Source organism: Planctopirus sp. SH287 (assembly GCF_056500625.1).
Window position 1 is genome coordinate 4,411,531 of the sequence record NZ_CM151403.1, and the last position, 25,874, is coordinate 4,437,404.

The following is a 25,874-nucleotide window of genomic DNA, read 5'->3' on the forward strand; positions in this document are numbered from 1 at the left end:
GAGAACTTAGCCGCTGTGAGAGGGATGTGGCTCAACCCGTTGTAACATCTGACAAAATAGGAGGTTACCTCACACCAGGCGCCAATACAAAGCCCCATTGTGCCCAGGCAGGGAAATCTGACAGCCAGAGACCAACAGCATGGGCGGCCAGCACAGCTTGCCCTGCCTTCACGAATGGCGTATGAACGGGAGGAATCTCTTGGGAAATTGCTGTAACCCATTCTGATATCAGAGGTTGCCAGTTGTTGTGGCAGGCAGTTGTTCGCCAGAGGCTGATCGCTTATACTTCTTTCAGTCCGCCATAAACCCCTTGTCAAGGGGTTGGTGATGCGGGCGGTTAGCTCAGTTGGTTAGAGCGTCACGCTTACACCGTGAATGTCGGGGGTTCGAGTCCCTCACCGCCCATCGAAGCCATTTCACAAGCCTCATCAACAGGCATCATAACCCCGCAAAACCCCATGGCCCCCAAGCCAGCGTTTTGTGGGGTTTGTCATTTTTCCCGGCAACAGTTTGCCGGCTACGTAGGGCAGGCTCCCGCCTGCCGCTTCGGCGGCGCAGGCGTAGCCATGTTGACTGTACTCAGTCTACCTGGGTGGCAACGCCACAAGAGGTTAAAGTGATTGAAATGGGCTATCTGAATGCTTTCAATGCCTTAGCTCACATGTTGAGAAATGGCACTCAATAGATGCAACAATATGCCTTGTTTTATCGACAATCTGCGACCTGTGCTTCCAGCACACAGGTCGCTCGAAAACGGGCAACCTGACCCACCCTGCCATTCGTTCCTGGCTCGTTTGTTTATCGAAAGTCCTTGTCTCTTACTGACACTGGACGAGTTCTATGACTTTGGAAATGAATCTGGAAACACAATCCTTGCATCATCGAGATGCTGTCTCTGAAATTCGTGACGGTATCGGAGGGGGGTGGTGCCGGTCATTTTTTTGAATCGTTTGATGAATGAGCTGTGGTCATAGAATCCGCAGCTGTGGGCGATTGACGCGATTGAAGCGTGAGAGTGTTTTACGGCGTGGATTGCGTGGTACATGCGAACGCGTTCCAGAAAGTCGTGGGCGGTGATTTTCATGCGTTGCTTGAAGATGCGCATGAAGTGACTTTCCGATATCCGACATTTTTCTGCGAGTTCGGAAATCATTAACTTGTGTTCAAAGTTCTTGGTCACGTAGTCAATAGCGGGTAAGAGTTGATTAAGTTCAGAGTCCTGCCCCATCGCCTGGTCGTAAAGTGAGTTGATCGTGACCAGCCCGATGATCTTCTGGTGCTTATCCAGGACTGGGTATTTGCTGGAAAAAAACCATTTTGCCTGACCAGCGAAAAAAGTCATGACATGGACTTCGTTAATCAGGGTCTGGCCATCACGCAGAACCAGAAGGTCGTTCTGGCGGTAACTTTCCGCGATGATGGCTGGAAACAGATCGAAGTCAGTCTTCCCCACGACCTCCTGACTGGGGTGCAAATTGATGGCTTCCCGCAGTGCCCGGCTCATAAAGATGTATCTTGAGTCGAGGTTTTTGATCATGAACATCGCCCCGGGAATGTGACTCAAAATGTCGAGTATCTCCCTGGTACTGGCCATCGCATCAAAGAATTCGCTCTGCAAAATGTGAGTGTCCATGATAGGATTTTACCATTTTTTGATACAAATCTCAAAGACAGGGGGTGAGACATTTTTTAGAATCTGCGCACCATGCGATCATCAATTTCAGCCATATTCTGTCTGATTTTCCTTTCCCCTGCGGTGTTCGCCACGACACCGGAGGATCTGTTTTTTTTTGAATCGCGGATTCGTCCGGTTCTGATTGAGTATTGTTACGAGTGCCATGCTTCCGGGACTGGCGACGCTAAGGGCGAGTTTGTACTGGATTTTCGCGACGGCCTTCGTCGGGGTGGTGAATCGGGGCCGGCGGTTGTGCCGGGTAAGCCTGCAGAAAGTCTGATTTTAGATGCATTGAAATATGAATCTTTCGAGATGCCTCCTTCGGGAAAGCTGCCTGCGTCTGTCATTGCTGATTTTACCCACTGGATTGAACACGGAGCTATAGATCCCCGGGACAAGCCGCCCTCGGTGACAGAGACTGCGAATCTCGCTTGGAAGGCACGGCTGGCCACGCGGCGTCATTGGTGGAGTCTGCAACCTCCTCAGCCTGTGAAGCCACCGGAAGTGGATGATCCGCTTTGGGGAAAAGAGCCCGTTGATCGGTTTATCCTCAGCCAACTGAAGTCTGCGGGGCTGGCTCCTGCTGAACATGCAGAAGCTGATGTGCTTTTGAGGCGATTGTCGTTTGTGTTGACAGGGTTGCCTCCCCAGCCGGAGAAAGTGCTCCAGTTTCGTGATGCTTTTGCAAAAGACCGTGAAGCCGCTCTCATCGCTCTGGTCGACGAGCTATTGGAGTCGCCGCATTTTGGTGAGCGATTTGCCCGGCACTGGATGGATGTTGTTCGCTATACCGACACGTATGGAAATGAGTGGGATATTCCCGCAAAGGGTTCATGGGAGTATCGCGACTATCTGATTCGAGCCTTCAACGATGATATTGGTTTCGATCAATTGATTCGTGAACAGCTGGCGGGAGACCTTTTGCCGACACCTCGCATCAATCGTATTGCGGGTGTGAATGAGAGCATGATTGGGCCTATGTTCTATCACATGGGAGAGCATCGCCACAGTAATAGTCTGGAGTTTAATGGTATTCACCAGGATATGGTCGACAACAAGATCGATGCCTTTTCGAAAGCATTTCTGGGACTAACTGTCGCGTGCGCACGATGCCATGATCATAAACTCGATGCCATTTCCCAAGAGGATTATTACGCCTTGGCAGGCGTGTTCATGACACCTCGCTGGACGGCACGTTCTATCGATGCCCCTGGAATATATGATGTGGAAATTGCGGAACTTAAACGGCTCCGGGAAGATATCCGGCACGCGATGGCCGATGCGTGGCGAGAGACAATTCATGGGGAGTCGTTGACGGCGAAGAAGCTCAAGGAGTGGGCATTGGCCCGGCGAGCGACATTCGCTAAATCGACGGTTGATGACGTGGCCTACCCGATCTCGCAGTTGCTTGATCCGATCAAGTCGCCTTCGCAGCAGACAGTGTGGGTGAAAACCGATGCCGTTGCCGCCCATGCCGCGAACTCGCCCGAGTTTGTGATTCACGAAGACGCTTCGATCGTGTTTCGGGGTGATGTCCCGAAGAAGGATATCTACACCATCACTTTTACGACGGCTTCTGTCACGGCAACGCTGTTACGGCTGGAAGCTTTGGCGGACGGCAAGAGCGGTCCCGGACGCGCTCCCAATGGGAACTTTGTGCTTTCGCAACTGGAAGTTTCTGTGGAGCCATTCGATAAGGATGGGGCGAAAACCGGAGAGCTGCGGCGGATTCCGATTGTGATGGCGACCGCAGATTTCTCTCAGAAGGGTTACTCCATTGAAGATACGATCCGTCCATCGCAGCGCGGGTGGAGCGTTGGAGTAACAACGGGTAACCCGCACGTGAATCGAACCGCCTGGTTCACATTTGCGGAACCGGTTGTGCTCCCATTTGGAGGGGCATGGACGGTCTCGCTGGTGCAGGAATATGGGGACAATCATTTGCTTGGGCATTTTCGTCTGACCCCAGGCAGCGATCCGGAAGTTTCAAATAGTGCGTTGGCTACGGGCCATCAGGATGCTGAAAGAGATCTGTCCGTCGCCAAAACATGGACTCAACTGGCTTCAGACTGGAATAAACTTCGTGGCACTCGTCTTCAAGAAAATGTGGAGACTTTCCAGACACTGACGGATTTCTCGACACCTGGCTTTCCGGAAGGATGGAGCGTTGAGGGAGACGGGATTACGCATGGATTCGTGGCTGATGGCACTCCGCTGATTGCATTGGAACAGGATCGAATCGTCTCACGCCTGTTGCCTCGTGGATACCATACGCATGCCTTGTCTTCAAAGCTTGCTGGTGCGGTGCGACTGCCGGATCCGAAGCAATTTCCCCGCTCGAAAGTGAGCCTGCAATCGGCCGGTGGAGAATGGGCTGGATCTCGCTCGATACCTCAGAACGCCTTTCTAAGTGAGAGGCCGTTCTTCTTTGACCCCGCTGCCCAGTCCATCTGGACGACTGTGTCCAGAATGAATCTGAAAAATGGTGTCACTCGGGTACTGACGGAACTGACAACGGCTTCATTGAACTCGAATTTCCCGCCGCGAACTGGTGTCGCACGATCTGGACGAGTGACGTTACCAGACCAGGACCTGGGCTTCGATAAGAGAAGCTGGTTCAGCGTGACCGCAATCGTTGCTCATGACAAAGGTGCTACCCCCGGCAAGACTCTGGATACCTTCGCTTCGCTCTATTCATCAGTTACTCCTGAACATGAACAAGCAGCCTGGCAACAGATTGCGGACTGGCTTTGCGAAGCAGTCGATCGATGGGCGGAAGAGAAGGTCGCGCCAGGTGACGTCGAATTACTGAATTGGATGCTGGAGCAGAACCTGCTTCCTAATTCTGCGGCGACGTTGCCGCATGTGGCGGAGCTGGTTGAGAGTTACCGCAAGGTCGAAGCCCGCATCGGTTTTTCCCGCAGTGTAAACAGCATGGATGAACGGGGTGTCGAACCCATCAACTATCGACTCAACATTCGCGGGAACGTGGATGAAGAAGGTGACGAAGTCCAGCGCAACTTTCTGGAGGTCTTTGCCAACAGTCATCATGTTGCTCGGGCGCAAGGAAGTGGTCGGCTGGAATTGGTCGAGCATCTGGTGAACCGGGACAATCCTTTGACGGCCAAGGTCTATGTGAACCGTGTCTGGCAATGGGTGTTTGGGGCAGGGATCGTAGCGACGCCAAATGATTTTGGAAAACTGGGTGAGTTACCTTCGCATCCGGAGCTACTCGACTGGCTGACGATTCAATTTATGGACGATGAATGGTCCACAAAGCGGCTGATTCGTCGGCTTGTGCTCTCGCAAACTTTTCGGCAGTCCGGGGTCGCCTCAGCACGCGGCATGGAGGTCGATCCAGGCGTGAGGCTGTGGCATCATTATCCGACGCGGCGACTGGAAGCTGAAGGCATTCGCGACAGTCTGCTCACTGTCTCTGGTGGATTGGCCCCACAGTTGTATGGCCCTCCGATCAAGCCGCCACGTGTGGCAGAAGATTCCCAAAAGCGATTGTTTTCCGGGCCACTTGAGAGCCATGGACGTCGGTCGTTGTACATGGAGATGTCGATTCTTGAGCCGGCGAAGTTTCTTGTTTGCTTTAATTTGCCTGACTTGAGGCTGCCGACTGGTCGCCGGGACGTGACGAATGTTCCCGCCCAGGCGTTGACGCTCCTGAATGACCCCCTGGTCAGGAAGTCGGCTGATCGCTGGGCCGAGAAGCTTGTTCAAGACGGTCTGTCCCGACCGGAAGAGCGGATACGCACGATGTTTCTTTCGGCACTGGGGCGTGAGCCATCGGTTGAGGAACTGGCTCGCTGGACGGAGATAGTGTGGGTGTTCTCCACATCAGACACACCCGCAATGACCGATCCCAAGGTGTGGTCGGAAGTCGCTCATCTTCTCTTCAATACCAAAGAATTCCTGTACTACAGGTGAGTAGAACGATGACGACACTCCATGCGACTCAAAACAACAGCAGTTGCCCGGGGCGGGTTCCCAATGACCTGTCCCGCCGCGGCTTTTTGCGTCGTTCAGGCGCTGGTTTTGGATGGCTGGCTCTGGCTGGTTTAGCAAGTGATCAGAAACCCGCGAGTGCGAATCCGACGCCGCATCATGCCCCTCGGGCCAAGAACATCATTTTCTGCTTCATGGACGGTGGCCCAAGCCATGTAGATACCTTTGATTACAAGCCACTGCTGAAACAGCATGAAGGGCAGAAGATCGGGAATTCTGCTGGTTCCAAGCTTTCACAGGCGTCGAACGCGAATCGCGTCTGGCTGGGATGTCCGTGGAAATTCCAGCAGCGAGGGGAAAGCGGGTTATGGGTCAGTGACCTGTTCCCAAACATTGCGAATGTCGCGGACCATCTGTGTGTCGTTCGGTCTATGGTGGGAGAATTGCCGCTGCATGGGCAGCAGAATCTTCTGCTGCATACTGGTCGGCCTTTGGGGCAGGCTCCCAGCTTGGGGGCCTGGGTTTCTTATGGGCTGGGAACCGAGAATCGTAACCTTCCCGGATATGTTGTACTGAACAATAACTGGGTTCCGAATGGCGGGTTGGAAAACTTTGGCAGCTCTTACCTGCCTGCCTCTCATCAGGCGACGACGATTCGTTCTGAAGGGATTCTGGTCGATAATATCGTGCCGTCCGATTCAGCAGAGAGACAACGGCAGAAGTTGGCACTCCTTTCTCAACAGGATGCCGAGTACACCGCCAGGGTTTCGAACGGGAATGCGATTGAAGGGGCGATTGCTAACTACGAAACGGCGTTCCGGATGCAAAGTGCAATTCCGGATGTCACGGATATCTCTGCAGAACCTGCTCATATCCAGAAGCTTTATGGCGTTGATTCGCCAGACCCACATCAACGGTTTTACGCAATTCAGGCGCTGCGGGCACGACGTCTCGTTGAAGCCGGGGTGCGGTTTGTTGAGATCACCTGTCTAAGCTTCGACAACAATAATTCGCCCTGGGACCAGCACGGCTTCCTGCGAAAAAATCACGAAAAGAACGCCCGCATCACCGAACAGTCTGTGGCGGCACTGATTACTGACCTTCACCAGCGGGGCATGCTGGAAGACACAATTGTCCTCTGGGCGGGCGAGATGGGACGAACTCCCCATACACCCAGGCTGAATGAGAACTGTGGCCGGGATCACCATGTGAATGGCTATTCCGTCTTTATGGCTGGCGGCGGTTTCCGTGGGGGGATGACGTATGGAGAAACGGACGACTTCGGAAACTCAGTCGTTGCCGACCGTGTCGATATTCATGATCTCCATGCCACGATATTGCATCAGTTTGGAATTGACCATACGGCATTAACGTTCCGGCATGGAGGACGCGACCACCGACTCACGGACGTTCACGGCAACGTGCTTCATAAGATCATTTCATAATAATACTTACAAATTCGCTTACCCGGTAAATTGGCATCTATTCATATATTTGAATTCAAGGCGATAGCAGCAGCAGATCGCCTGAAGTGAAAGATATTTCAAAAGTCTCACTGAATCAGTCACAACATCAAAAAAGGTCATAACTCTTGATTGAACTGAAAACGCTTGAATATCTCGACAGCAGTAGAAAATCACGAAAAACCATGAGCTGATACCTTGGCATGTTTTCTTTGCGTGTTTATCAGCAGCCAGTGCGGACTGGCATCACAAGTAATTTGCAAATTTCATTCGGCGCAACATTCATCCCTGCCGCCTCTCTGGCTCGACATATACATATATGCCGAATATCGCTCTGCGCACTTCAACGCAAGCCCATTGATTATCACCTGCTCGCAACTCCATATACCATCTTGAATTTCGCTATATTTATTTACTGTATCTACACACAAAGTTAACATCCGCGACTATCATACAAGTTGCTTGCGTAGTTAATACGCATTTTCAACTTGAAATAGCGATCTGTGCGTCACGCTTCCAGCTTTGAGCGGGCATACTCTCGAGATCATTAACGCGATATTTCAAGTTGAGATTCCAATAATGTAGTTATCCAGCGATCACTACCACGCCTCATCTTGCGGAGTCATTTCATGTTCTCGACGGCAATTTCATTTTTCTGCTCATCTTCACTGCAACGCGATCAGCGAGATGTTTCACAGAGCACTCCTGCTGAATCGCCATCACGCATTCATCCTGAATGCTCCTTCAAAAGCCGAAGAGCATTTACGCTGATTGAGCTACTGGTCGTTATTGCCATTATCGCCATTTTGATAGTATTACTGCTCCCCGCGGTTCAACAGGCCCGAGAAGCAGCTAGAAGATCCCAGTGCCAGAACAACCTTAAGCAGCTGGCACTGGCAATGCATAACTATCACGACACTCACCTGGTGTTTCCTCCGGGGATCTTCAACCGGATCTATACGCTCAATACCGGGACTCCCCTGGACACGATTGGGGGGCGGCGAAAATGCTGGATGCAAATGATCCTCCCGTTCATCGATCAGGCACCACTTTATCAGCAGTTCGTCCCCCAGATGAATTCAACCACCGAAGCGTATCGCTGGGTGGGGAAAGACACCATCATCCCCGGACTGATGTGTCCGTCTGACCCCGCCAATCCGAAGATTGGAAGAGTTGGGAATCCAACTCAAGGATTTTTTGGTAACTATGTCATGGCCGCTGGCTCGGAAGATATTATCGGCACAGGCAGCACTCTCGGAGAGAGTCTCAATGGAATGTTTTACACTATCTCGAAAACAAAACTGCGAGACGTCACTGATGGCTCGTCGTCAACACTTCTGGCGAGCGAACTGGTGCTCGTCCCAGATAATGTCGGATCCGGCCCAGCTGCCTGCTACACTGGCCAATACGACTATCGAGGGGCTTATTACAATCCCATTGGGGGCACAGTACTCTTCACCGCGTTGAATCCACCTAATACAAATGTCGCGGACCAAATATGGAATGCCTGCGGAGATATCCCACAGGCGAGATGCAGCGGTTGCGCGAAAAATAGTGCTCTCGTGCACGCTCGTAGTTATCACCCTGGCGGTGCGTATGCAGCCTTGGCTGATGGTTCGGTTCGATTTATCTCTTCGAGTATCGATCGAACAACATTCCAGCGTCTCGGCACCCGAGCCGACGGCCAGGTCGTCGGTGAGTATTAATACGAATTCCATGCGAATCGTAGCGTTACGGCGGCATAAAAACCCATATGTTTCATAGAAAACGACGCTCATACACCGCCACACTGAACCCCCAAACGGGTTTAGTTGTCTATGCGAAGATAAGTGTTTTCGAGCCGCTTTCATTAAATAGATGAAAGCCTGAAACTCGTTCCTAAGCATCGTGACACCACGACTTTCGCTCACGCATCAGTAGTCAATCCGACTGATTATTGATTCAGGCGATTGTTTCGCAGAATAAGTCTCGTATTTCATTTTTGATCGGGCATGATTTGTTAGGGATCGTTCAAACCTAAATACCTTGTTTTTTGCAAAGAGAGAAGTTTCATGCCGCGAATACTGACGCTCGCATTGTTCGGTGTATTAGTAATGGTAATCTCTGGATGCGGCGATTCGAGTCCCCGTTTATACCAGTTGGAAGGATCTGTCTTATGGGAGGGCAGGCCGATCTCCGACGGCTACATTATCTTTTATCCGATGGACAGCGGGCGCGACTCGGATACATCACTAATTCAGCACGGGCAATTCTCGTTAAAGACGCTGCAAGGCTCCAAACGAGTGGAAATCACTGCGCAGCGGCCAATTCCAGGCTCAAAAAATCCGTTGGGAGGCCCAGACATGGAGCAGTACATTCCACCGGAATTCAATAAGGAAAGTAAGCTGGAAGTGATCGTTAGACCCGATGAAGAAAATCGATTTGATTTTGAACTGGAGTCAAAATAGCACTGGTTGCCGTCACGCAGGAGCAACGTGATGATGACGAAGCCATCGTCTGCCTGGATGCATCCACGGGCGATGTTCTGTGGGTCAATACTGATCCCAGCCGGTTCTGGGAAGCGGCTGCCGGGGTAGGGCCAAGTGGAACCACCACGATGGCCGATGAAGGGCTATTTGTTCTGAGAGCCAAAGGCGCGTTGATTTCACTCGATCCGCTGACAGGAGGGGCTTACGTCCGATGGCGGTGCGGCGGCTTCATCACTTGTCAGTAGTCCATCATGATCACTATCCAACTTTTGGAACGTGTTGACGGGGCCTGTGAACTCGTGGAGCGACAAATCTCCATCGCCGTTGCGATCCATCGCCTGAAACCATGCGGGAACCTTTGGGAGGTCAATGTGCCCACCCTCCGCTCGACCGGGACTCATCACCAGAGTCCACTGATGGGGAATGCGCGAGACATCGACCTTTCCGTCCACCACACAGCCTTCCGCCTGGAGTCGACTCCAGGCCATCCTTAGCTCCCGCTGGGAGAGAGCCTGATCCGCGTTTGCATCCAATAGTTGGAACAGGCTAGAGCCGGACTCGATCACTTTGACCTGCATCATGGGCCTGGCCAAATTCTGCTGGAGCATCAGCCAACGATCGAGTTCCGCCTCGCTGAGCCGATGATCCCCATCGTCATCCGCCACGGCCACCAAGGCGACCATGTCGAACGCGTGGGGGACTTTGGCTTCTTCCCCGTCGACGACCTGATCGTGATTCATGTCCAGAGCGGTGAATCGCTCCCGCGACAGGCGCATGAACCGATCCATCGCCCCCGGTGCCGCCCCGTGCCACCGGACGCCGCTGACCCGCAGATTCGGCGCTGACAGCGGCTTCAACGGAAGGGCCAGTTCAGGGTGGGGAACGCCTTCCACCGAAGAAAACCCGCAGACCCAACGGACGTGATCGGCAGACCCGATCGCGGCTTCATCTGGAGCCGGCTTGATGGGACTACGCCGTTTCAAACGGACAATCGGCTGTTTGTCATCAGATTTCCCTGTATTGCCAGTTTCTTTCAGCGAACTCAACTGCCGGGCACTTGATACGACTTGTTCATGGAGCCGATCCGACAGCTCCCGCATCTCCACCAGCCAGTCCTCGTTCCGATCCAACTCCATGAGCCTCTGCTCGGCATGCAAAAACTCCTCCTCGTCAAGCACACCATCACGATTCCCGTCAAGCAGGGTCGTCAGTCGATTGTCGAGTTCCGCCAGTCCTGCGGGGATCACATGGCTGACCACCACTTCACCGAGGCCCCGCTGTTCATACCAATGCTTCAATTCATCAAGAGTGACACCGCCATCGCGATTCCGATCCAGTTCGTCGAAGGGAAGAGGACGGGAAATACAGGGCATGCATTGCCCCCAGAGCATCTGCTTCCATGCAGAAGCGGAGGGAAGACGCATCGCCTCTTCCAGACTGAGGGATTCATTATGGTCGCGGTCATAATGCCGGTGGAGGGCTTCAAAGGCCTTCCCCCAATGCATGTCGACCGGCAATCCGTCGATGTCGATATCAATGTCAATCCGCCACGGGATCTTCGACGTGATCAGCTGTAACTCAACGGCAGAGGAACGGGCGGCGGCGACGTCATCGGCAACCGAGAACAGCGGGAAAGAGGCCACCAGCAGCCACAACCCTAAACAACTCGAACAGTGAGCACGAATCCCGTTGCGAGGATTTGCTCTTCGATCATCGTGCGTCCAATAGGTCATAGCAGTTCTTCAATCGCGTGTGCTTCAGGATCGGCGATGCGGATCGGTCGACCGACATTGGAGGCATTCTGCTTCTTCGGATCGATCCCCGTGAGGCGGCAAACCGTGGCGATTGCATCGGGCACGGAGACGGGCCGATCCGCGACCGTCAACCCGTCGTCGCTGGTTCGCCCGATCGCCTGTCCCCCGCGGATACCACCACCCGCGAACACGGTGGACCAGGAACCGGGCCAATGATCCCGCCCCGTATTGCCGTTGATCTTCGGGGTGCGACCGAATTCACCCTGGCAGATCACCAGGGTCGAATCGAGCAGCCCACGCTCCTTGAGATCCGAGAGCAGCGCCGCGAAGGCCTTGTCGAGTGTTTGGGAAAGTGTCTTGACCCGCTCGAAATTATTGTTGTGCGTATCCCAACCATCGAGGGAAACTTCAACGAATCGGACACCCCTTTCAACCAATCTTCTCGCCAACAGACATCCTTGCCCGAAAACGCCGGGGCCATAGGCCTCACGGGTCTTGTCGGGTTCCTGTTCCAGCTGAAATGTCCCCGCCGCGGAAGGCTCCATCATGCGCACGGCCCGTTCGGTCGCGGCCCGCATACCGCCGATCACTTCTGATCGGTGCCGCTCTCCAAAACGGTGGTCGAACTCGCGCAAGAGCGAAAGCCGATCGGCCTGATCCTGCTCCAGTACCTCGCGATGACGGCGAATATCGGGGACGACCAACCCGGAGACCTCGTCTCCCATCTGTCCGATGGTCAATGGTGCGAATTGAGGCCCCAGAAAGCCACTTCCCACGGAGACCAGCGCCCGCTCGGGGGTAATGCTGACAAAGTCCGGCAGATCGCTCGACTCCGAATGAAATTCATGGGCGATCAACGATCCCAGTAGCGGAAAACGGATCGCGGGCTGGGGAGTGTATCCAGTATGCACGTATTGCCGGGCACGCCCATGATCCCCTTCCTTGCTGGTCAACGAGCGGATGATCGCTATCTCCCGGCCCCAACGTGCCAATTCGGGAAGATGCTCCGAGATTTTTAAACCGGGAGCCGATGTTTCGATCTCTTGAAACGGCCCGCCGTTGGCATGTCCGGGCTTCAGATCCCAAAGGTCGATGGTCGCCGGTCCGCCATTCATCCAGAGCAGGATAACGGAACGTGCGGGTGACGACGGCCCGGGTTCGGCTGCCGCCAGCGCGGGAAGCCACCGGGAGCCGCACATCCCCAAAAGACCGGCCGATTTCCATAACCACCCTCGACGGGAAGCGGAGAATTGCAAGTCGAAACGGCCCATCGAAACCCCCGTCAGTGATTCGTGTTGAATTCGCTCGAATTGAGCATGGCCCAGAAAAGATTGGAGAGGACACGGCGACGATCGGTTGCTCCCGCTGTGGCGAGCAGATCAGTCAACCGGCTCCGCTCCTCAGGGGTGGGGTAACGGGAAAAAGCCGCCAGAAACATCTGGTCGATCCGTTCATTGTCGGACAAGAATGGGGCTTCCAGCCCTGCCACCAAAGGACTCCGCGAGGCGGCGCTGGAGCCGATCATCAATTCTCCGTTCATCATCGCGAGCGATTGCAGGATCGATCGCCGGGCTGATTCCGCACGGTCGACCTGGAAACGCATCGCAAATTCGTACCGACGCTGCAGCGACTCGCGCGAGTCCGTATCGGGTCGTGGAATCGTGTGGCCGGACGCTGTGAAGAGACTGTCGTACAATTGTTCGCCGTGCAGTCCGCGGACGGGGTGTCGTGCGAACATCATCACCTCGTCGTCGATTCCGTTTTCATGGGCGCTCGAACGTTGATAGGCGTCGGAAAGCACGATTATCCGTTCGAGTTGGCGGATATCGAGACCTTCCGCCAGAAAGGCTTGAATCACAGTCTCCAACAGGGCAGGAGCAACAGGCGGATTGGCGTCGCTGGTGTCGTCCAAAGGTTCCATCAGTCCCGATCCACAAAACCTAGCCCACATCCGGTTGACCGCATGTCGCAGCAAGTACGGATTCTTGCGAGAGGTAACCCAATCGGCCAGAAGGCGTTTTCCCGTCGCATCATCAAAAGATTCAGGAAGCGTCATCTCCTCGCCGGTCAGATAGCGGGCCACCACCATCTTCTCTTGGCCTTCGATCTTGATCTCCAGCATCGCCGGTCGAATCGCGGTCGCCGAGGTGGGCTTGCTGAAAAAAGCGGCCATTTCCCAGAATTGATCCTGGCTCCAGCTGGCGAAGGGATGGTTGTGGCATTGAGCGCAATCGAGATTCAAACCGAGAAATGCCCGTGTGGTGTTCGCCGCCAAAGTCTCTGGTCGGGACTCACTGACCGCTTCAAAGATCGAACCTGCAAGCTGCTCCCTCGACAAATTGTCGACACGGGCGAGGCCCTTCGCTGGTAGCGTCAGCACGCGATGAACCATCTCATCGTAGCTGGCTCCCGCCGCCAATTGTTCGACAAACCATGTCTCGAAATGCTGCGCCAGCTGAGCCGATCCCGCCCCATCGGTTTGCGGCAACCAGACCCGTCGCCAGAATGTCGCCAAATGGCGATCATGAACTGGCGACCGCAACATCCGGTCGACAAGTTTTTCCCGTTTTCCGGTGTCCGCGTCCAACAGAAATGCCTGCGTCTCCGCCGGTGTGGGAATGCGTCCCAACAAATCGAGCGAGACTCTCCGCACAAAAGTGCTGTCATCGCAAGTCGGCGCGGGGGTCAATCGCGTGTCGGCCCAAAGACGCCTCAAGTCGCTGTTGATGGCGGCGATTCGATCTGCCGACGACGGAGTTTCAGCCGCACCCAGATTGGGCGGATTCAACAGACCGCCCCACCAGACGATTAAGCCGAAACAAATCCCGACTAAAAGTGAAGACTTGCGAAGAAGGGCGAATCCGATCACTCGACCTCCTCGACTTCGACAACTTCTCCTCCAGCCCGGCTCCCCAATGCCTTGTAGACCGGCATGGCGATCTTTTCGCTGATCATCCGCGCCGAACCATCGCAAAACACGAAGTGGCAGCCTCCCTCATGGGCACTCCGAAAGCCGAAGGAGCCTTGCTTGTACCAGTCGGCCAGATTGGGATTGGAGTGAGCGGAGAGATGCGTGTTGACCGGCGTGTTCGTGGAAAGATGCGATCGGGGATAATGCCCCGCACCCCAGACATTCTGCCCGGTGTTGGGTTTTCCGGCCAGCTTTTCATCCTTGGCCTGATGCTTCATGCCACGGAGTGTGTAGTGCGCTTCACCAGCCAGAAAAGTCATCGAGGAGCCATCGGTGATATCACTCAGTCTGACCGGCCCCTGCTTCGCGTTGACGATGGCCCCGTCATGCGTTCCGCCCGACCCACCGGTGAGATTCCCACCGTTGTCATAGGCATTGTTTCCACCGCTCCAGGCATAACTTGACCAACCCGAGTGAGGCGGTGCTTCCGGTACCGGCATTCCGGGATCGACAAACACGTCAGGCCGTGTCTCCGTGATCCGACGATTCGACCAGCCATCACCATCCGGATCGGTCTCGTCACGATAAGAGATCGAAGGATTGTAGCGGTTGAAGAGTTCCGCCTGATCCAGGTACGGCAGAATCGCCGTCCAACCGCTGTAGAACATGTGATACCGCGGATCACAGGTGCCGCTGGGTGACTCCTTGTCATGAAACGTCCCGTAGGGCAAATGCTTCCGCGATTCCTCGAATGTGATTGTCGCAGAACCGATCTTGCGGAGATTGTCCAAAGTCGCCGCGTTCCGGGCCGCTTCCCGGGCTTGCAGAATCAGCGGCGGCAACAGCGCGATGCCGAACATCGCCGTGGCCACAATAGCAAGCAATTCCATTCTTGCGGCTCCCCGCCGACTGTGCCGGGGGAAACACGACAAACATCTCATAGAACGAGCCTCTGGCTTATCACTCATGGCAAATCGAACTCTTTTCATATCAAAGCAGAGTAGGCAGATCTCGCCACGATGTTATTGCGACACGCGCCCGTCTCATCAAGCCGTAACAAGGCATTAGTACTCACCGGGAAGATCACCCTTGTCACGACTTCCCAACGCCATGTAGGTGCGATGGTCGATATTCTCATTCAGTGTCCTCACCGACCCATCACAGAACGCGAAATTCACCATGCCGGTATGAGGACTGCGGAATCCAAAACAACCATTGTTGATCCAATTGGTGGGATCGGTCAGAGAGACAACAGTTCGCATTGGGCCGCTTCCAATGTTTGGATTGCAGCCGCTGGGCGACACCTTGAGATTCAACCGGACATTGGTGGAGACATGGGAACGTGGATAGTGCGCGGCCCCCCAGGTCGTCACACCGTAGACCGGAGTACCGCTCGCGATGTACTCCTCAAGCACCCATCCTGTCTCTCCGGCGAGGAGCGTATTACTTGTCCCATCCGTGATATCTCGCCAACTTTTATTTCCCTCGCGCGAGTTCCCGATCGCGCCGTCGTGGAACCCTCCTTCCCAATTCTTGGTCGTCACATAGGTATTACGCCCGGTGTTTCCCTCCACGGGATAACCATAGTAAATAGAAGAAATGTCGGAGTGAGTATCCGAACCGTTGTTGCCCCCGCTCCAGGAATAGCTGCCCCATCCGGTGACCGTCCCCTTATTCTGGCCATCCGAAGGACACGAATAGACCGGCAAGGGATTGTTCAGAACCTGCGCGTTAGAAACACCCGATGCGTTTATGGTGGTATCGCTGTAGCTCTTGGAACGGTCATACAATTGCGAGACATTGCCCTGCTCAATATATGGCAGCACTTCCAGAAAGCTGCCATAGAATTGATTGAACCCATCGGTTGTTTGCCCGCTGTCGGCATGGCCATGGCGGGTGCCCCAGGGCAGCCGACCCAGCGCGTCGGAAAAATTGTGGGTCGCCAGGCCAATCTGCTTGAGATTGTTCTTACACTGGGTTCGCCGAGCAGCCTCACGGGCTTGCTGAACGGCCGGCAACAGCAGAGCGATTAACACCGCGATGATCGCGATCACCACCAGAAGTTCAATGAGCGTGAACCCACCTCGAAGAGCGGTCGACAGGTGGTAATACCTGATAAACTTCTCGTTATTCCTAGTCTTCAATCGTAAATCCTCCCGCAGAGGTGAACTCGAATTGATGTCGTAAGTTGCGGCATAACTCACAACTTTTGAACCTCGTTGAAGACATAGGCAATCCCCATGCCGAACCTGATGGAACGGGAAGTCACGGCTCCGTTATCTGCGATACTGTTGAGCCAGCGAAGATCGCCAGTAACCCGCCAGACCTATCGCCACGAGACGCCATGTCGATCCGCGCGACATCGAAGACGCAAGTTGCGACAAGTCGTACAAAAGGGTGACGCGTGTCGTGGATTCAACGTTGCTGTGTCTTTTGCCATCCAGGGATGGTGATCAGTAACAGTAGGGCAGGCTCCCGCCTGCCAGTAACAGAAGGGCAGGCTCCCGCCTGCCAGTTCGGCTAGCGGAAGGCTTTCAATGCCTTGACCACAACTCAAGCAACAACACGAGCCGGAAGCGCCACGAGCCGGAAGCGTCAGCGACGGGCATGATTAATTAATCACTCCCCCGCCACAAGTTCTTCTTCAACAACCCTCCGAATCAAACCTTTTTTCTTGAATCCCTCTCACTCCCGATCATGAGATAACCAATAATCCGAGTGCCCGTCGCTAACGCTTCCGGCTCGTTGATATGGGACGATTCATTTCATCCCATGCTCCAGCAACGTAGGGCAGGCTCCCGCCTGCCGGTTCGGCGGGGCAGGGGTAGCCCAGGTTGACTGTACTCAGTCTACCTGGGTGGCAAAGCCACAAGAGGTCAAAGTGATTGAAATGAGCTAGCCGATGGCTTTCTTTCAGTCTTGGCTCACAGGTCAGGCCAGGACGCTCAATTTGAGTGACGGTGTACCTCTTTAATCATCGGCAATCAGCCTCTTGCACTTACAGCACATAGATAGCCTGCTGACGAGCAACCTGTGCCACGCCTTGCGATTATTCAGGTCGGTATTCTTCTGTGGCCAATCTTCTCTCATATCCGACTTCTACATTTGCCGGGCTAGCCTCTTCCGGAGCAAATCGTCCAGTTAATTCAAACAAAGAATCATTGGCTCCCCGCAGTAAGGCGGGCTTCTTTCCCTGGATGTAAATCTGCCAGATCGTGATTGATCGCACTTCGCCTCCTGGAACTGGTGAATTAGAGTAACCAACAACCAAACCTTGGCTCGTATAGACCGGTCGAAATATCTCGCTGCCCATGTTTAAGAACCGTAATGCCTCAGACTCGGTAGAAAAGAATTGCCGCCCTTCATCCACCAGAATCCGCCCATGCGGCGTCGTGCTTGCAGCGGGATCATAGAGCCCCGCAGAACCATACCAGCGACTTTTCCGAGGGATCAGCAGACGATCCGCTTTCCAGCCTTCGCCACTAAAGCTTCGCGAAGCCCCATCGCCAGCTTGAATTATTAAGGAGCCATGAGGATGATTCACTATCATGGTGTCTCCGGACTGAAGTACCGTTTCCGTGTGAGGAAGCAGCCCACCACGCTCTTGTTGATATGCGCACCCTAACTGACAGAGGATAATAAAACCTAATATAATCCTTTGCATGATTGGTGATCCACGGGGTAGCACAGCTTCCCGCTTGTGGGGTAGCGGGGTAGCCCAGGTTGACTGTACTCAGTCTACCTGGGTGGCAACGCCACAAGAGGTCAAAGTGATTAAAAGGGCTAGCAGAAGGTTTGATCAGCCTTGGCTCACATATTAAGAAATGGCACTCAATAGATGCAACATTATGCCTTATTTTATCGACAATCAGCCTCCTGTGCTTCCAGCATACAGGACGTCCGAAAACGAGCAACCTGCGCCACCCTGAGAAATTCTATTGTCAATGTAAACGCTTCCTTACTACAAACAAGAGAGCAATCAACCCCAAGATGCATGCGCTAATCCAGAATAGTAAGTAAAAATATGAATGCTTCTTTGGTTGCAATAGATTTACCCTGACTTTAGCCTCACGGGCAGCATTCTCTACAAATGCAAAATACTCTTGAGCTGATGAGAATGATTTATCTGGCTTTCTATCACCCCAGATGTGTACCAACGATTTCTCTGGCTCGTCGACACGCATATTCCGAGGAAACGGAATCTTCAGATCATCAGGGGCGATCTCTTCGTTAACGCTGCATTCTACGATACGAGTCGTGCCCTGGATCGGGCCAGCCTTGCGCTCTATTTTTGCAGGCAACCACACCCCTCCCGCAAATTCCATAAACTCCACAACTTTTGTTTCCACGCCAGACTTAAGCTCCATGCGTGATACCATAAAGCCATGGCTAGCATCTAAATCTAACAAAGCGCCATTCAAAACCTCCCTCTCGCAACGATCAACACGATATCGATAAATTGGCCGCTGAACATCATCAGTTTCAATAAGTGTTGCCTGCTTGGCAAAATCCTCCCAAGTTAGACCATAAATCGGTTCTAACAAAACCATCTGCCATATATGTGTTGTGGGGCCAAGAGGATCACGAAATGCAAGTGACCCATTCATAGACATCATTGTCTCATCGCTGGGGTTAAGAGTGAGGGTGGGATGCGTCCCAAAGGATGGATTCCACCCATTTATGTTGCGACTTTCCTTATCAGAAAACTCAAACTGCAGATACTGACTACGCAAGGGAACCGCAACAAAAGCACCATCGGCATTCAACCGATTTAAAGTTTGTGTAATGCTACGTTGAAAAATGCTGCTGCGCCATGCTTCGCAAATAGTCGTCGTTTCAGCTTTCCCTCCATTAAAAGACGCAGTGTTCTCAACTTTTATGTGGATGCTATGGATTTTGGCTACTGTATCAACAAGCTGACGGAATGGATCCACATCCGCCCCAAAAATGATTGTTGAGGCAGAAGAATACATGAGAAACACTGTCGTTCCAATAAGCCTCATCATGAAATTACTCCTAACGATTATTTCTCATTAACTGCCTGGCAAACAAACCCAGCAGTAACAAGGACAACAACGGCAATCTTGCCCAGTTGGCGAGTGACCGGGGCACGGGATATCATTTGCATAAACCGCGGGGTAGCCCAGGTTGACTGTACTCAGTCTACCTGGGTGGCAACTTACCGACCGCGGCTTTTGTTGATCATCTCTTCCACCTGTTTCTTAATCGCTTCCAGATTGAATGAAGCGGGGGATTGCATTGGTGGATAATCAATGGCGGTCATGGCCAACGCACCTACTTTTTCCTGAACCCGCACGAAACGCCAGAACTCCCGGGCGGCGAAATCGTTGCCGTAACCGAAGGCACCGTTGGCTGTCGTTTCACCTGCTCCCATGACATAACGCTCAAAAGGATCCTGGCGGAGATTCACCATTGTAGGCATCGATGTAACCGACTTCGGGCCTGCCCAACCCGTGGGCTGTGTATAGAACGTGAACTTCATTTCGTTGATACGGATCGCACCCAACTGCGGGCCTTCAAAGTAGAAAATCTCGCTACGCGCCGACGGGCCTTTTCCCTGAAGTAGAGCCAACTGGTTGTATCCATCAAGATGGTTCTTATAGAACTTATCACCCATCTGGACTCCCTTGAGCAACTTGTCGGTGACATTCGGATCACCGGCAGCAGCGAGAAGCGTTGGGAACCAGTCCTGGGAACCGAAAATCTCGTTCTGAATGCTGCCGGCCTTGATCTTTCCCGGCCAACGGACAAGGCACGGAGCACGGAAGCCACCTTCCGTCACCATCCCTTTGGTTCCCTTAAACGGCGTATTGCCACCATCCGGCCAAGTGAAGACTTCCGCCCCATTATCTGTCGTAAAGATCAGAATGGTGTTGTCGGCCTCTCCCATGTCTTCGATCTTTTTCATGATCGTACCGACAATGTCGTCAAGCTGAGCCATCCCTGCTTCATAGAGATTGTAATTGGTGTCGCTATTCATCATGGACTTATACTTTTCGGAGAGATTCGTCCAGATATGCATGCGCGTCGTGTTGTGCCAGACGAAGAAAGGCTTGCCTTCTTTTTTGGCCTTATCCATAAAGGCAAAATCGGATTCCAGGAAGACGTCGTCGACGGTCTCCATGTTGTATTTAACCCCTTCCACCGGGTGCGGCGGCAGGGGGCCATCATCAACGATCTTCTGCTTCCCGACTTTTCCCCAGCGTGGCATGACTGTGGGGTCATCGACGTCAGTTGCCCAGGTGTGCAGCACGTTGCGAGGGCCGTATTTCGCACGAAAGGCAGGGTCTTTAGGATACGAAAACCAATAGGGATCCGACATCGCATCGAGGTGATAGAGATAGCCGTGAAATTCATCAAACCCGTGGAGAGTGGGGAGATACTTATTGAGATCACCCAGATGGTTTTTACCAAATTGACCCGTCGCATAGCCTTGAGTTTTCAGAGCGGCTGCTATTGTAGATGACTTGTCTGGCATGCCGACATCAGCGCCCGCCTGACCCACTGTCGTCAGACCGGTACGGAGGGGGATTTGCCCTGTAATGAACGCGGCACGACCCGCAGTACAACTGGCCTCGGCATAATAATCAGTGAACCGCATTCCTTGCGAAGCGAGCTTATCGAGGTTCGGAGTTTTGCCCGACATCATCCCTTGATGATAGGCTCCGATATTGAACCAGCCGATATCATCACCCATGATGACAACGATGTTCGGCTTCTTCGCAGATTGTCCAGCATTCTCCTGTGCCACGGCTTCGATATTGGCTGAGTGACCAAGGATCGACATCACCATGGCAAGGCAGCCGACAAGTCGCGCCACCCGACGAAAGGGCTTCTTTGTCAGTTTTTTCCTTAGATCTCTGTTCATGGGCATGATGTCTCCTCTTGTGAGATAGCGATCAACGTTGCGGCAGTTACCGAACACAGGAAGGGTAGTTTCCGGCCTTGGTCACAACCATTCCAAGAGAAAATGACAGAACTTTGGGAAAGATTCACAGAAACCGGTCATCCCTTCGGAATCACAGGATTGGTTCCGGGATGGAGGGTGTGGCCTGTGATGCTGTGAAAGCCACACGTCTCGACGGGATTCCGGCTGAATTCCGAAGGTCGATGCCGTACGCAGGAATTGACAGGTGGCATATTGCATTGCGCAAGTCGACTTCTGTATGTTCTGGACAACCTCGCAGTTGTCACTGGTTCTTTTCGCTGACTGTCCGTGTCGCGGGGTAGAAGTAATCACATCTCCTACTGCATGAGTGAGTGCTGACCATGAGTCTTCCACGACTGCTGGCTTCAGGCCTTTCTATTTCGATGCTGCTGATCGGATCGAACGTTGCGCTGGCTCAGCAAAAGGACAAGGTCGATCCTTTTCCTCCCGAGGTCGCAAAACGCTTCGAGGAATTGGAGAAGTCTCTCACCGACGGCATCAAGGCTGATACGAAAGCCATTGAAGAACGGATGGAGAAGCAGGCTCCCCAGGTCGATCCCGATCATCTGGTCTCCGTCACGCCCGACGCAGTGACCATGCAACAACATGCACTGAAGAACGTTGCCTATCGTGAGCAGGTGGTCGATGAATATCTCAAATCGTCGCTGGCGATCAAGAAGAACCAGGCCGAGATGCGTCAGTTCTTAATGCAATGCCTCTACGCAGAAATGGATCTGGAAGGGGACAGAATTTCCGATGCTGACTATGAAACAGGTCGGAAGCTCCTGGAATCCCGCCAGCAGGATCCTTTGATTAAGTTATTCTTCACTCGTGCCAAGCAACTTCGTGGAGAACTGACAACACATGAAAGGCACGATCAGACACTGCATATCCAGAAGAGCTTGGAAGCAGCGAAAGATGTGCCTGCAATATTCGTCTTCATCGCGAATGCCTGGCATTTCAACGCCCGCAGGGTCCTCATTGTCGGCAATAGTGACCCCAAGGTGAGTCGTGATAAAGCGTTTGCTTCGGCGGCTGATTATCTCATCAAGGATCATGACAGGCTTAATCAGGAAGCCTTGCTGGGCTTCACCCGCAACATCCTGCAACCTCAAGCACTTCCTCTCGAACAGCAGTGCGAATTCTATGAGACTTGCCTGTCGCGTCAGAAAGTTGACCCCTGGATCCTGCACGTCATCGCCGGCGGATTCTATCGGAGTGTGGCCTGGTTCCATCGCGGCAACGGCTATGCAAACACGGTCACCGAAGAGGGTTTTCAAAAGCTCGACTACTTCATGAATCGAGCCGCGATGCACCATCTCCGCGCGTGGTATCTCCATCCGGAATTCCCCCGACCAGCCTGGGAACTCATGGAAATGACGTTCATGGCCATCGATACCGGTTGGAGCAAAGAGCAGTGGCTGATGGAGACGATCCGCATTCGCTGTGATTATCCCAATGTTTATACCTCCTATCTGCAATCACAGTTGCCTCGCTGGGGTGGATCTCACCAGGGGATGGTGAATTTCGCCAGGCAATGTCTGGCCACTGAACGCTGGGATACAAAAATCCCGATGCTGGGAATAAACGCCCTGTGGCGACTTCAAGTAGATGTTCCTCCTGGGGGACATCTGGGGGAAATGCCTGAAGCCAAAGAACTGGCAGACGCCAGTCTCGATGCCCTGAAACCAGTGTTATCTTCTGGGAAAGCACGCATTGAAGATTACCTCCCTCATCTTTGCATCATCGCGTCTGTGCATATGGAGGCGGCTGATTTCGCAAAGGCAAAGGAGTGTTTTGAATTGCTGGAAAGCCGCGGCCTCAATCACTGGAGTCCAACGAACGGTGTTAATTATTGGCAGGCATATGGGCTTTCAAGTGCTTTGAGCGGCCCTGCGGCTCAGGATGTCGCCAATTTTCATGCCGCCGTTTTTATGTCGCAGGACTCGTCTCCCACTTCAGAGGAGATTGACGAATGGAAGCAGGAATTGGCCGCCATCAGAAAGAAAGATCCCAACCCGTCATCAGAATTCTATTTCAAGGAATCGGAAAAAGTTCTTGACCAATTGAGCACCTATACGGCTGGGGAATGGGTTCAACTGACGTTCGACGACGCACTTCACGGCTGGATCGTCATGGCGGAATCCGTGAATATGGAAGGCGATCACACAGTCGTACTCCGCAGTTCCTCCAAGAAGAAAAATACGATCATTCAGCCAACCGCAAGGTTCCGCCCTCCTTTCGTTGTGGAAGCCGAAATCTGGGCGGGAAACCCACTGGACGGTGGTGCCTATACGGGGATTGTGGTGGGCAGCAACATGTGGACCCGATCGAAGTCACCCCAGTTGATCTCTTCAGGGACGGATGGCGACACTGTCTCTGTCGAACAATACCACAAGCGAATCAGAGGAGATCTCTCATCCTCATTCCACCGTCCTAAGCATCGCTGGAACAGCAGGGGCTTTGTGCCACTTTCCATCCGCCAATGGCCCGGCGCCCTGCAATTCATTGCCTGGAATCGTGTGATCCATTCCGATCTGAACTACGAATTGCCGGTCAATGATCATCTCCATTTTGGAAATCTCCAAGGCGGGGGATCGACCGCGGTCATGAAGCTTCGTAACGTCCGGATCCGACGTTTAACCATCGACCCACCGCCAAAGAAGATGAATAAACAGGAGGAACGCGAATACCATCTTCTGGCGCTCAAGGAAATGCCGGAATCTCCGTTCCACATGAACGCGATGGGCCAATTACTGTTCGAAGCAGAGGAATGGGAAGAGGCTTTGCCTTATCTCAAGTCATTGGATGATCGCCAGTTTGATGTCATGTCTTTGGACTACATGCTTGCGAAGTGTTATCTGAATCTGCACGAGTATGAATTGGCGGCCAAGCACTTTCGAAAAGATCGCATGGCATCGGACAAGGCCAGAGAACACAGCGAGAATCTCGAACTGGCCTGGTTGCTGGCGGTGACCAAAGATGAGGAGAAGCAGCAAGGGTCAGATGCTAGCCTCTGGATGAGGTTCATCAAAATGGATGAAAAGTTCTGCAAGGAGAACAAGTTTCGGGTCGCACTCACCACCGCAGCTGTCGAAATGCAGATAGGCAAACCGGAACCGGCCCTGAAGGCTGCGGAGGAAGCCGTCACACTGGCCAAGTCAGACGATGAGAAAAAACTGGCGCAAGATGTTCTGAGCGCCATCAAATCCGGCAAACCCTATCGATTGCCTTCCAAGTCGAAATGACAGGTATCTGATACGCATTCCAATTTGAAATAGCGATCTGTGTGCCAAGCTCACGGCTCTGAGCTGTCTATTACACACATCTCCGAATCCACAGCGGGTAGCCCAGGTTGCTTTGCAACCTGGGCCGGCAAAGCCGGTGAGAGGTCGCAGTTTGAGTCAACCTGGCGAGGCCGTACTCGGTCAAACAAGAAACGTTCTGCCTCGCGCTAGCCTGGATGATTCATACTTCTCCGGAATTTCGACATAACCCCTTTGTTTCATTAACACCTTCAGGAGACAACCTCCTACGGCACTGCCGCCCAGGTTGCAAAGCAACCTGGGCCAACCATGTCAATTTCATGGTGCGGTTCAGGTGGCGAAAAAGTTACGCATAAAAGACAACAGCTTTGGGCAAGCATGTTTTTGCAATCATCAACGCGATTATTCAAGTTGCGATTCGTATAACGCGGGCCTTACGTTTTTGTCCGAAAGACCTGCGGTGTCACACCGACATGTTTGACAAAGATTCGCGTGAGATGCGTCCCGTCCCAGAATCCACAGTGAGAGGCGATTTCATCGAACGTCATGTTCTTGCCGTATTGGGTAATTAATTGCTTGGCACGCTCAACCCGCAATTCAATCAGCTGGGCATGAACGCTTTTGCCAGTGGCCTGCGAGAAGACCTGCGTCAGGTACGATCGGCTGACACCCGCCGCCGCCGCGATTTCGGTCAGCGTGATTTTTTGACTTAATTGATCACGCATAAAGCGGAGGGCTTTGTCGGTGATCAACGCGGCACTGCTTTCATACTTGGGGAAAGCGAGCCGCTTTTTCTCGCCCATCAGGAGCAATCGCCCCACTAAAGAAATAAACGTCCCTTCGACAAGAATGGAGTCAGCGGGTGAGGTGGCGTTGACGGAACTCCAGAGCTGTCTCATCAGTCCGGGAATGAACGGATCCTGCAATTCTTTGGAAGGAGGGCGCCGGAGATGCTCTCCCTCCGTTTCCAGAATTTCACCGGCGATCTGCCGCAATTCGATTTCCGGAAAAACCAGAATCAGGTTCGTAAAATGATTATGGACATTCCCCCGGATACGAGAGACTTCCACATTGGGCGGTGCCAATAAAAAAGAATCCGGCTGGCGCTGAGTCCATCCCTCACCATAGTTGACTTCATGCAAGGCGGGCGTCTTATTCATATGCAGACGCAGCATATAGTCGGGCTTGGGCGTTGTCGGCGTCGCAACATGACGTGAGCTTTGGTAAAGCGCCAGAGACCTTCGCGCAGAAAAGTGATACTCCACGTTACTGCAATCACTGTCCGAAACAGAGGGCTGGACATACCTCGAAAGAAAATGCGAGGCAAACGGCGAATGATCGGCCGGCGTGTTGCCGCGAGAATCGTGATCCATGTTTGGCCCTGTGATTGGCAATTGTGCCACCGACATCCCTTCCCCCTCATCAAAACGTGAT

The 25,874-nt window shown here is 53.2% G+C and carries 15 protein-coding genes and 1 tRNA gene; 6 read left to right on the forward strand and 10 right to left on the reverse strand.

What is annotated here, in order from left to right; translation table 11 throughout:
- Positions 1-331 precede the first annotated feature (331 nt).
- Positions 332-405, forward strand: a tRNA-Val gene (locus SH287x_RS16405).
- Positions 406-838: 433 nt separating this feature from the next.
- Here SH287x_RS16405 and SH287x_RS16410 read toward each other — a convergent pair.
- Positions 839-1,633 carry a helix-turn-helix domain-containing protein gene (locus SH287x_RS16410; protein WP_479515465.1) on the reverse strand — a complete coding sequence of 265 codons (795 nt, stop codon included), beginning with the start codon at positions 1,631-1,633 and terminating at the stop codon, positions 839-841.
- A gap of 72 nt (positions 1,634-1,705) precedes the next feature.
- Here SH287x_RS16410 and SH287x_RS16415 point away from each other — a divergent pair, with 72 nt between their 5' ends.
- The 4 genes from SH287x_RS16415 (at position 1,706) to SH287x_RS16430 (ending at position 9,539) form a co-directional block, all read left to right on the forward strand.
- The gene (locus SH287x_RS16415; protein ID WP_479515466.1) at positions 1,706-5,611 is read left to right on the forward strand and encodes a PSD1 and planctomycete cytochrome C domain-containing protein; all 3,906 of its coding nucleotides are present in this window, start codon (positions 1,706-1,708) and stop codon (positions 5,609-5,611) included.
- A gap of 8 nt (positions 5,612-5,619) precedes the next feature.
- Positions 5,620-7,074 (forward strand): DUF1501 domain-containing protein, encoded by a 1,455-nt coding sequence (locus tag SH287x_RS16420; protein ID WP_479515467.1) that lies wholly within the window; start codon positions 5,620-5,622, stop codon positions 7,072-7,074.
- Between the two features lie 647 nt (positions 7,075-7,721).
- A complete protein-coding gene (locus SH287x_RS16425; RefSeq protein WP_479515468.1) occupies positions 7,722-8,798 on the forward strand; it encodes a DUF1559 domain-containing protein in 1,077 nt (358 codons plus the stop codon).
- Between the two features lie 345 nt (positions 8,799-9,143).
- Positions 9,144-9,539 carry a hypothetical protein gene (locus SH287x_RS16430; protein WP_479515469.1) on the forward strand — a complete coding sequence of 132 codons (396 nt, stop codon included), beginning with the start codon at positions 9,144-9,146 and terminating at the stop codon, positions 9,537-9,539.
- Positions 9,540-9,736: 197 nt separating this feature from the next.
- On the opposite strand, the gene SH287x_RS16435 is transcribed toward SH287x_RS16430, so the two are convergent.
- From SH287x_RS16435 to SH287x_RS16470, 8 genes are all read right to left on the reverse strand, one after another.
- Positions 9,737-11,293 (reverse strand): hypothetical protein, encoded by a 1,557-nt coding sequence (locus tag SH287x_RS16435; RefSeq protein ID WP_479515470.1) that lies wholly within the window; start codon positions 11,291-11,293, stop codon positions 9,737-9,739.
- Positions 11,290-12,585: a DUF1501 domain-containing protein gene (locus tag SH287x_RS16440; RefSeq protein WP_479515471.1), complete on the reverse strand. Its 1,296-nt coding sequence runs from the start codon at positions 12,583-12,585 to the stop codon at positions 11,290-11,292. The genes SH287x_RS16435 and SH287x_RS16440 overlap by 4 nt, the downstream gene beginning before the upstream one ends.
- Positions 12,586-12,596: 11 nt before the next feature.
- On the reverse strand, positions 12,597-14,183 hold the full coding sequence (locus SH287x_RS16445; protein ID WP_479515472.1) for a DUF1549 and DUF1553 domain-containing protein: 1,587 nt from the start codon (positions 14,181-14,183) through the stop codon (positions 12,597-12,599).
- Positions 14,180-15,115, reverse strand: coding sequence for a DUF1559 family PulG-like putative transporter (locus tag SH287x_RS16450; RefSeq protein ID WP_479515473.1), 936 nt, complete (start codon positions 15,113-15,115; stop codon positions 14,180-14,182). The genes SH287x_RS16445 and SH287x_RS16450 overlap by 4 nt, the downstream gene beginning before the upstream one ends.
- 174 nt (positions 15,116-15,289) lie before the next feature.
- Complete coding sequence (locus SH287x_RS16455; RefSeq protein ID WP_479515474.1) at positions 15,290-16,369, reverse strand: DUF1559 family PulG-like putative transporter; 1,080 nt, start codon at positions 16,367-16,369, stop codon at positions 15,290-15,292.
- A gap of 905 nt (positions 16,370-17,274) precedes the next feature.
- Positions 17,275-17,775 (reverse strand): hypothetical protein, encoded by a 501-nt coding sequence (locus SH287x_RS16460; RefSeq protein ID WP_479515475.1) that lies wholly within the window; start codon positions 17,773-17,775, stop codon positions 17,275-17,277.
- Between the two features lie 391 nt (positions 17,776-18,166).
- A complete protein-coding gene (locus SH287x_RS16465; protein ID WP_479515476.1) occupies positions 18,167-19,231 on the reverse strand; it encodes a hypothetical protein in 1,065 nt (354 codons plus the stop codon).
- A gap of 173 nt (positions 19,232-19,404) precedes the next feature.
- Positions 19,405-21,039: an arylsulfatase gene (locus SH287x_RS16470; RefSeq protein WP_479518718.1), complete on the reverse strand. Its 1,635-nt coding sequence runs from the start codon at positions 21,037-21,039 to the stop codon at positions 19,405-19,407.
- 476 nt (positions 21,040-21,515) lie between these two features.
- Between SH287x_RS16470 and SH287x_RS16475 the strand changes: the two genes are divergently transcribed.
- The gene (locus SH287x_RS16475; protein ID WP_479515477.1) at positions 21,516-24,422 is read left to right on the forward strand and encodes a tetratricopeptide repeat protein; all 2,907 of its coding nucleotides are present in this window, start codon (positions 21,516-21,518) and stop codon (positions 24,420-24,422) included.
- Between the two features lie 452 nt (positions 24,423-24,874).
- Here SH287x_RS16475 and SH287x_RS16480 read toward each other — a convergent pair whose 3' ends face one another.
- Entirely contained in the window at positions 24,875-25,849 is a 975-nt protein-coding gene (locus tag SH287x_RS16480) for a helix-turn-helix domain-containing protein (protein WP_479515478.1), read from the reverse strand.
- Positions 25,850-25,874 lie beyond the last annotated feature (25 nt).

Bases quoted from the DNA above. Each gene is read 5' to 3' on its own strand.
- SH287x_RS16430 (WP_479515469.1), top strand. From the start codon at position 9,144: ATGCCGCGAATACTGACGCTCGCATTGTTCGGTGTATTAGTAATGGTA.
- SH287x_RS16425 (WP_479515468.1), top strand. From the start codon at position 7,722: ATGTTCTCGACGGCAATTTCATTTTTCTGCTCATCTTCACTGCAACGC.
- SH287x_RS16450 (WP_479515473.1), bottom strand. From the start codon at position 15,115: ATGGAATTGCTTGCTATTGTGGCCACGGCGATGTTCGGCATCGCGCTG.
- SH287x_RS16480 (WP_479515478.1), bottom strand. From the start codon at position 25,849: ATGTCGGTGGCACAATTGCCAATCACAGGGCCAAACATGGATCACGAT.
- SH287x_RS16470 (WP_479518718.1), bottom strand. From the start codon at position 21,039: ATGGTGATGTCGATCCTTGGTCACTCAGCCAATATCGAAGCCGTGGCA.
- SH287x_RS16460 (WP_479515475.1), bottom strand. From the start codon at position 17,775: ATGATAGTGAATCATCCTCATGGCTCCTTAATAATTCAAGCTGGCGAT.
- SH287x_RS16435 (WP_479515470.1), bottom strand. From the start codon at position 11,293: ATGACCTATTGGACGCACGATGATCGAAGAGCAAATCCTCGCAACGGG.
- SH287x_RS16440 (WP_479515471.1), bottom strand. From the start codon at position 12,585: ATGGGCCGTTTCGACTTGCAATTCTCCGCTTCCCGTCGAGGGTGGTTA.
- SH287x_RS16415 (WP_479515466.1), top strand. From the start codon at position 1,706: ATGCGATCATCAATTTCAGCCATATTCTGTCTGATTTTCCTTTCCCCT.
- SH287x_RS16465 (WP_479515476.1), bottom strand. From the start codon at position 19,231: ATGATGAGGCTTATTGGAACGACAGTGTTTCTCATGTATTCTTCTGCC.
- SH287x_RS16420 (WP_479515467.1), top strand. From the start codon at position 5,620: ATGACGACACTCCATGCGACTCAAAACAACAGCAGTTGCCCGGGGCGG.
- SH287x_RS16475 (WP_479515477.1), top strand. From the start codon at position 21,516: ATGAGTCTTCCACGACTGCTGGCTTCAGGCCTTTCTATTTCGATGCTG.
- SH287x_RS16410 (WP_479515465.1), bottom strand. From the start codon at position 1,633: ATGGACACTCACATTTTGCAGAGCGAATTCTTTGATGCGATGGCCAGT.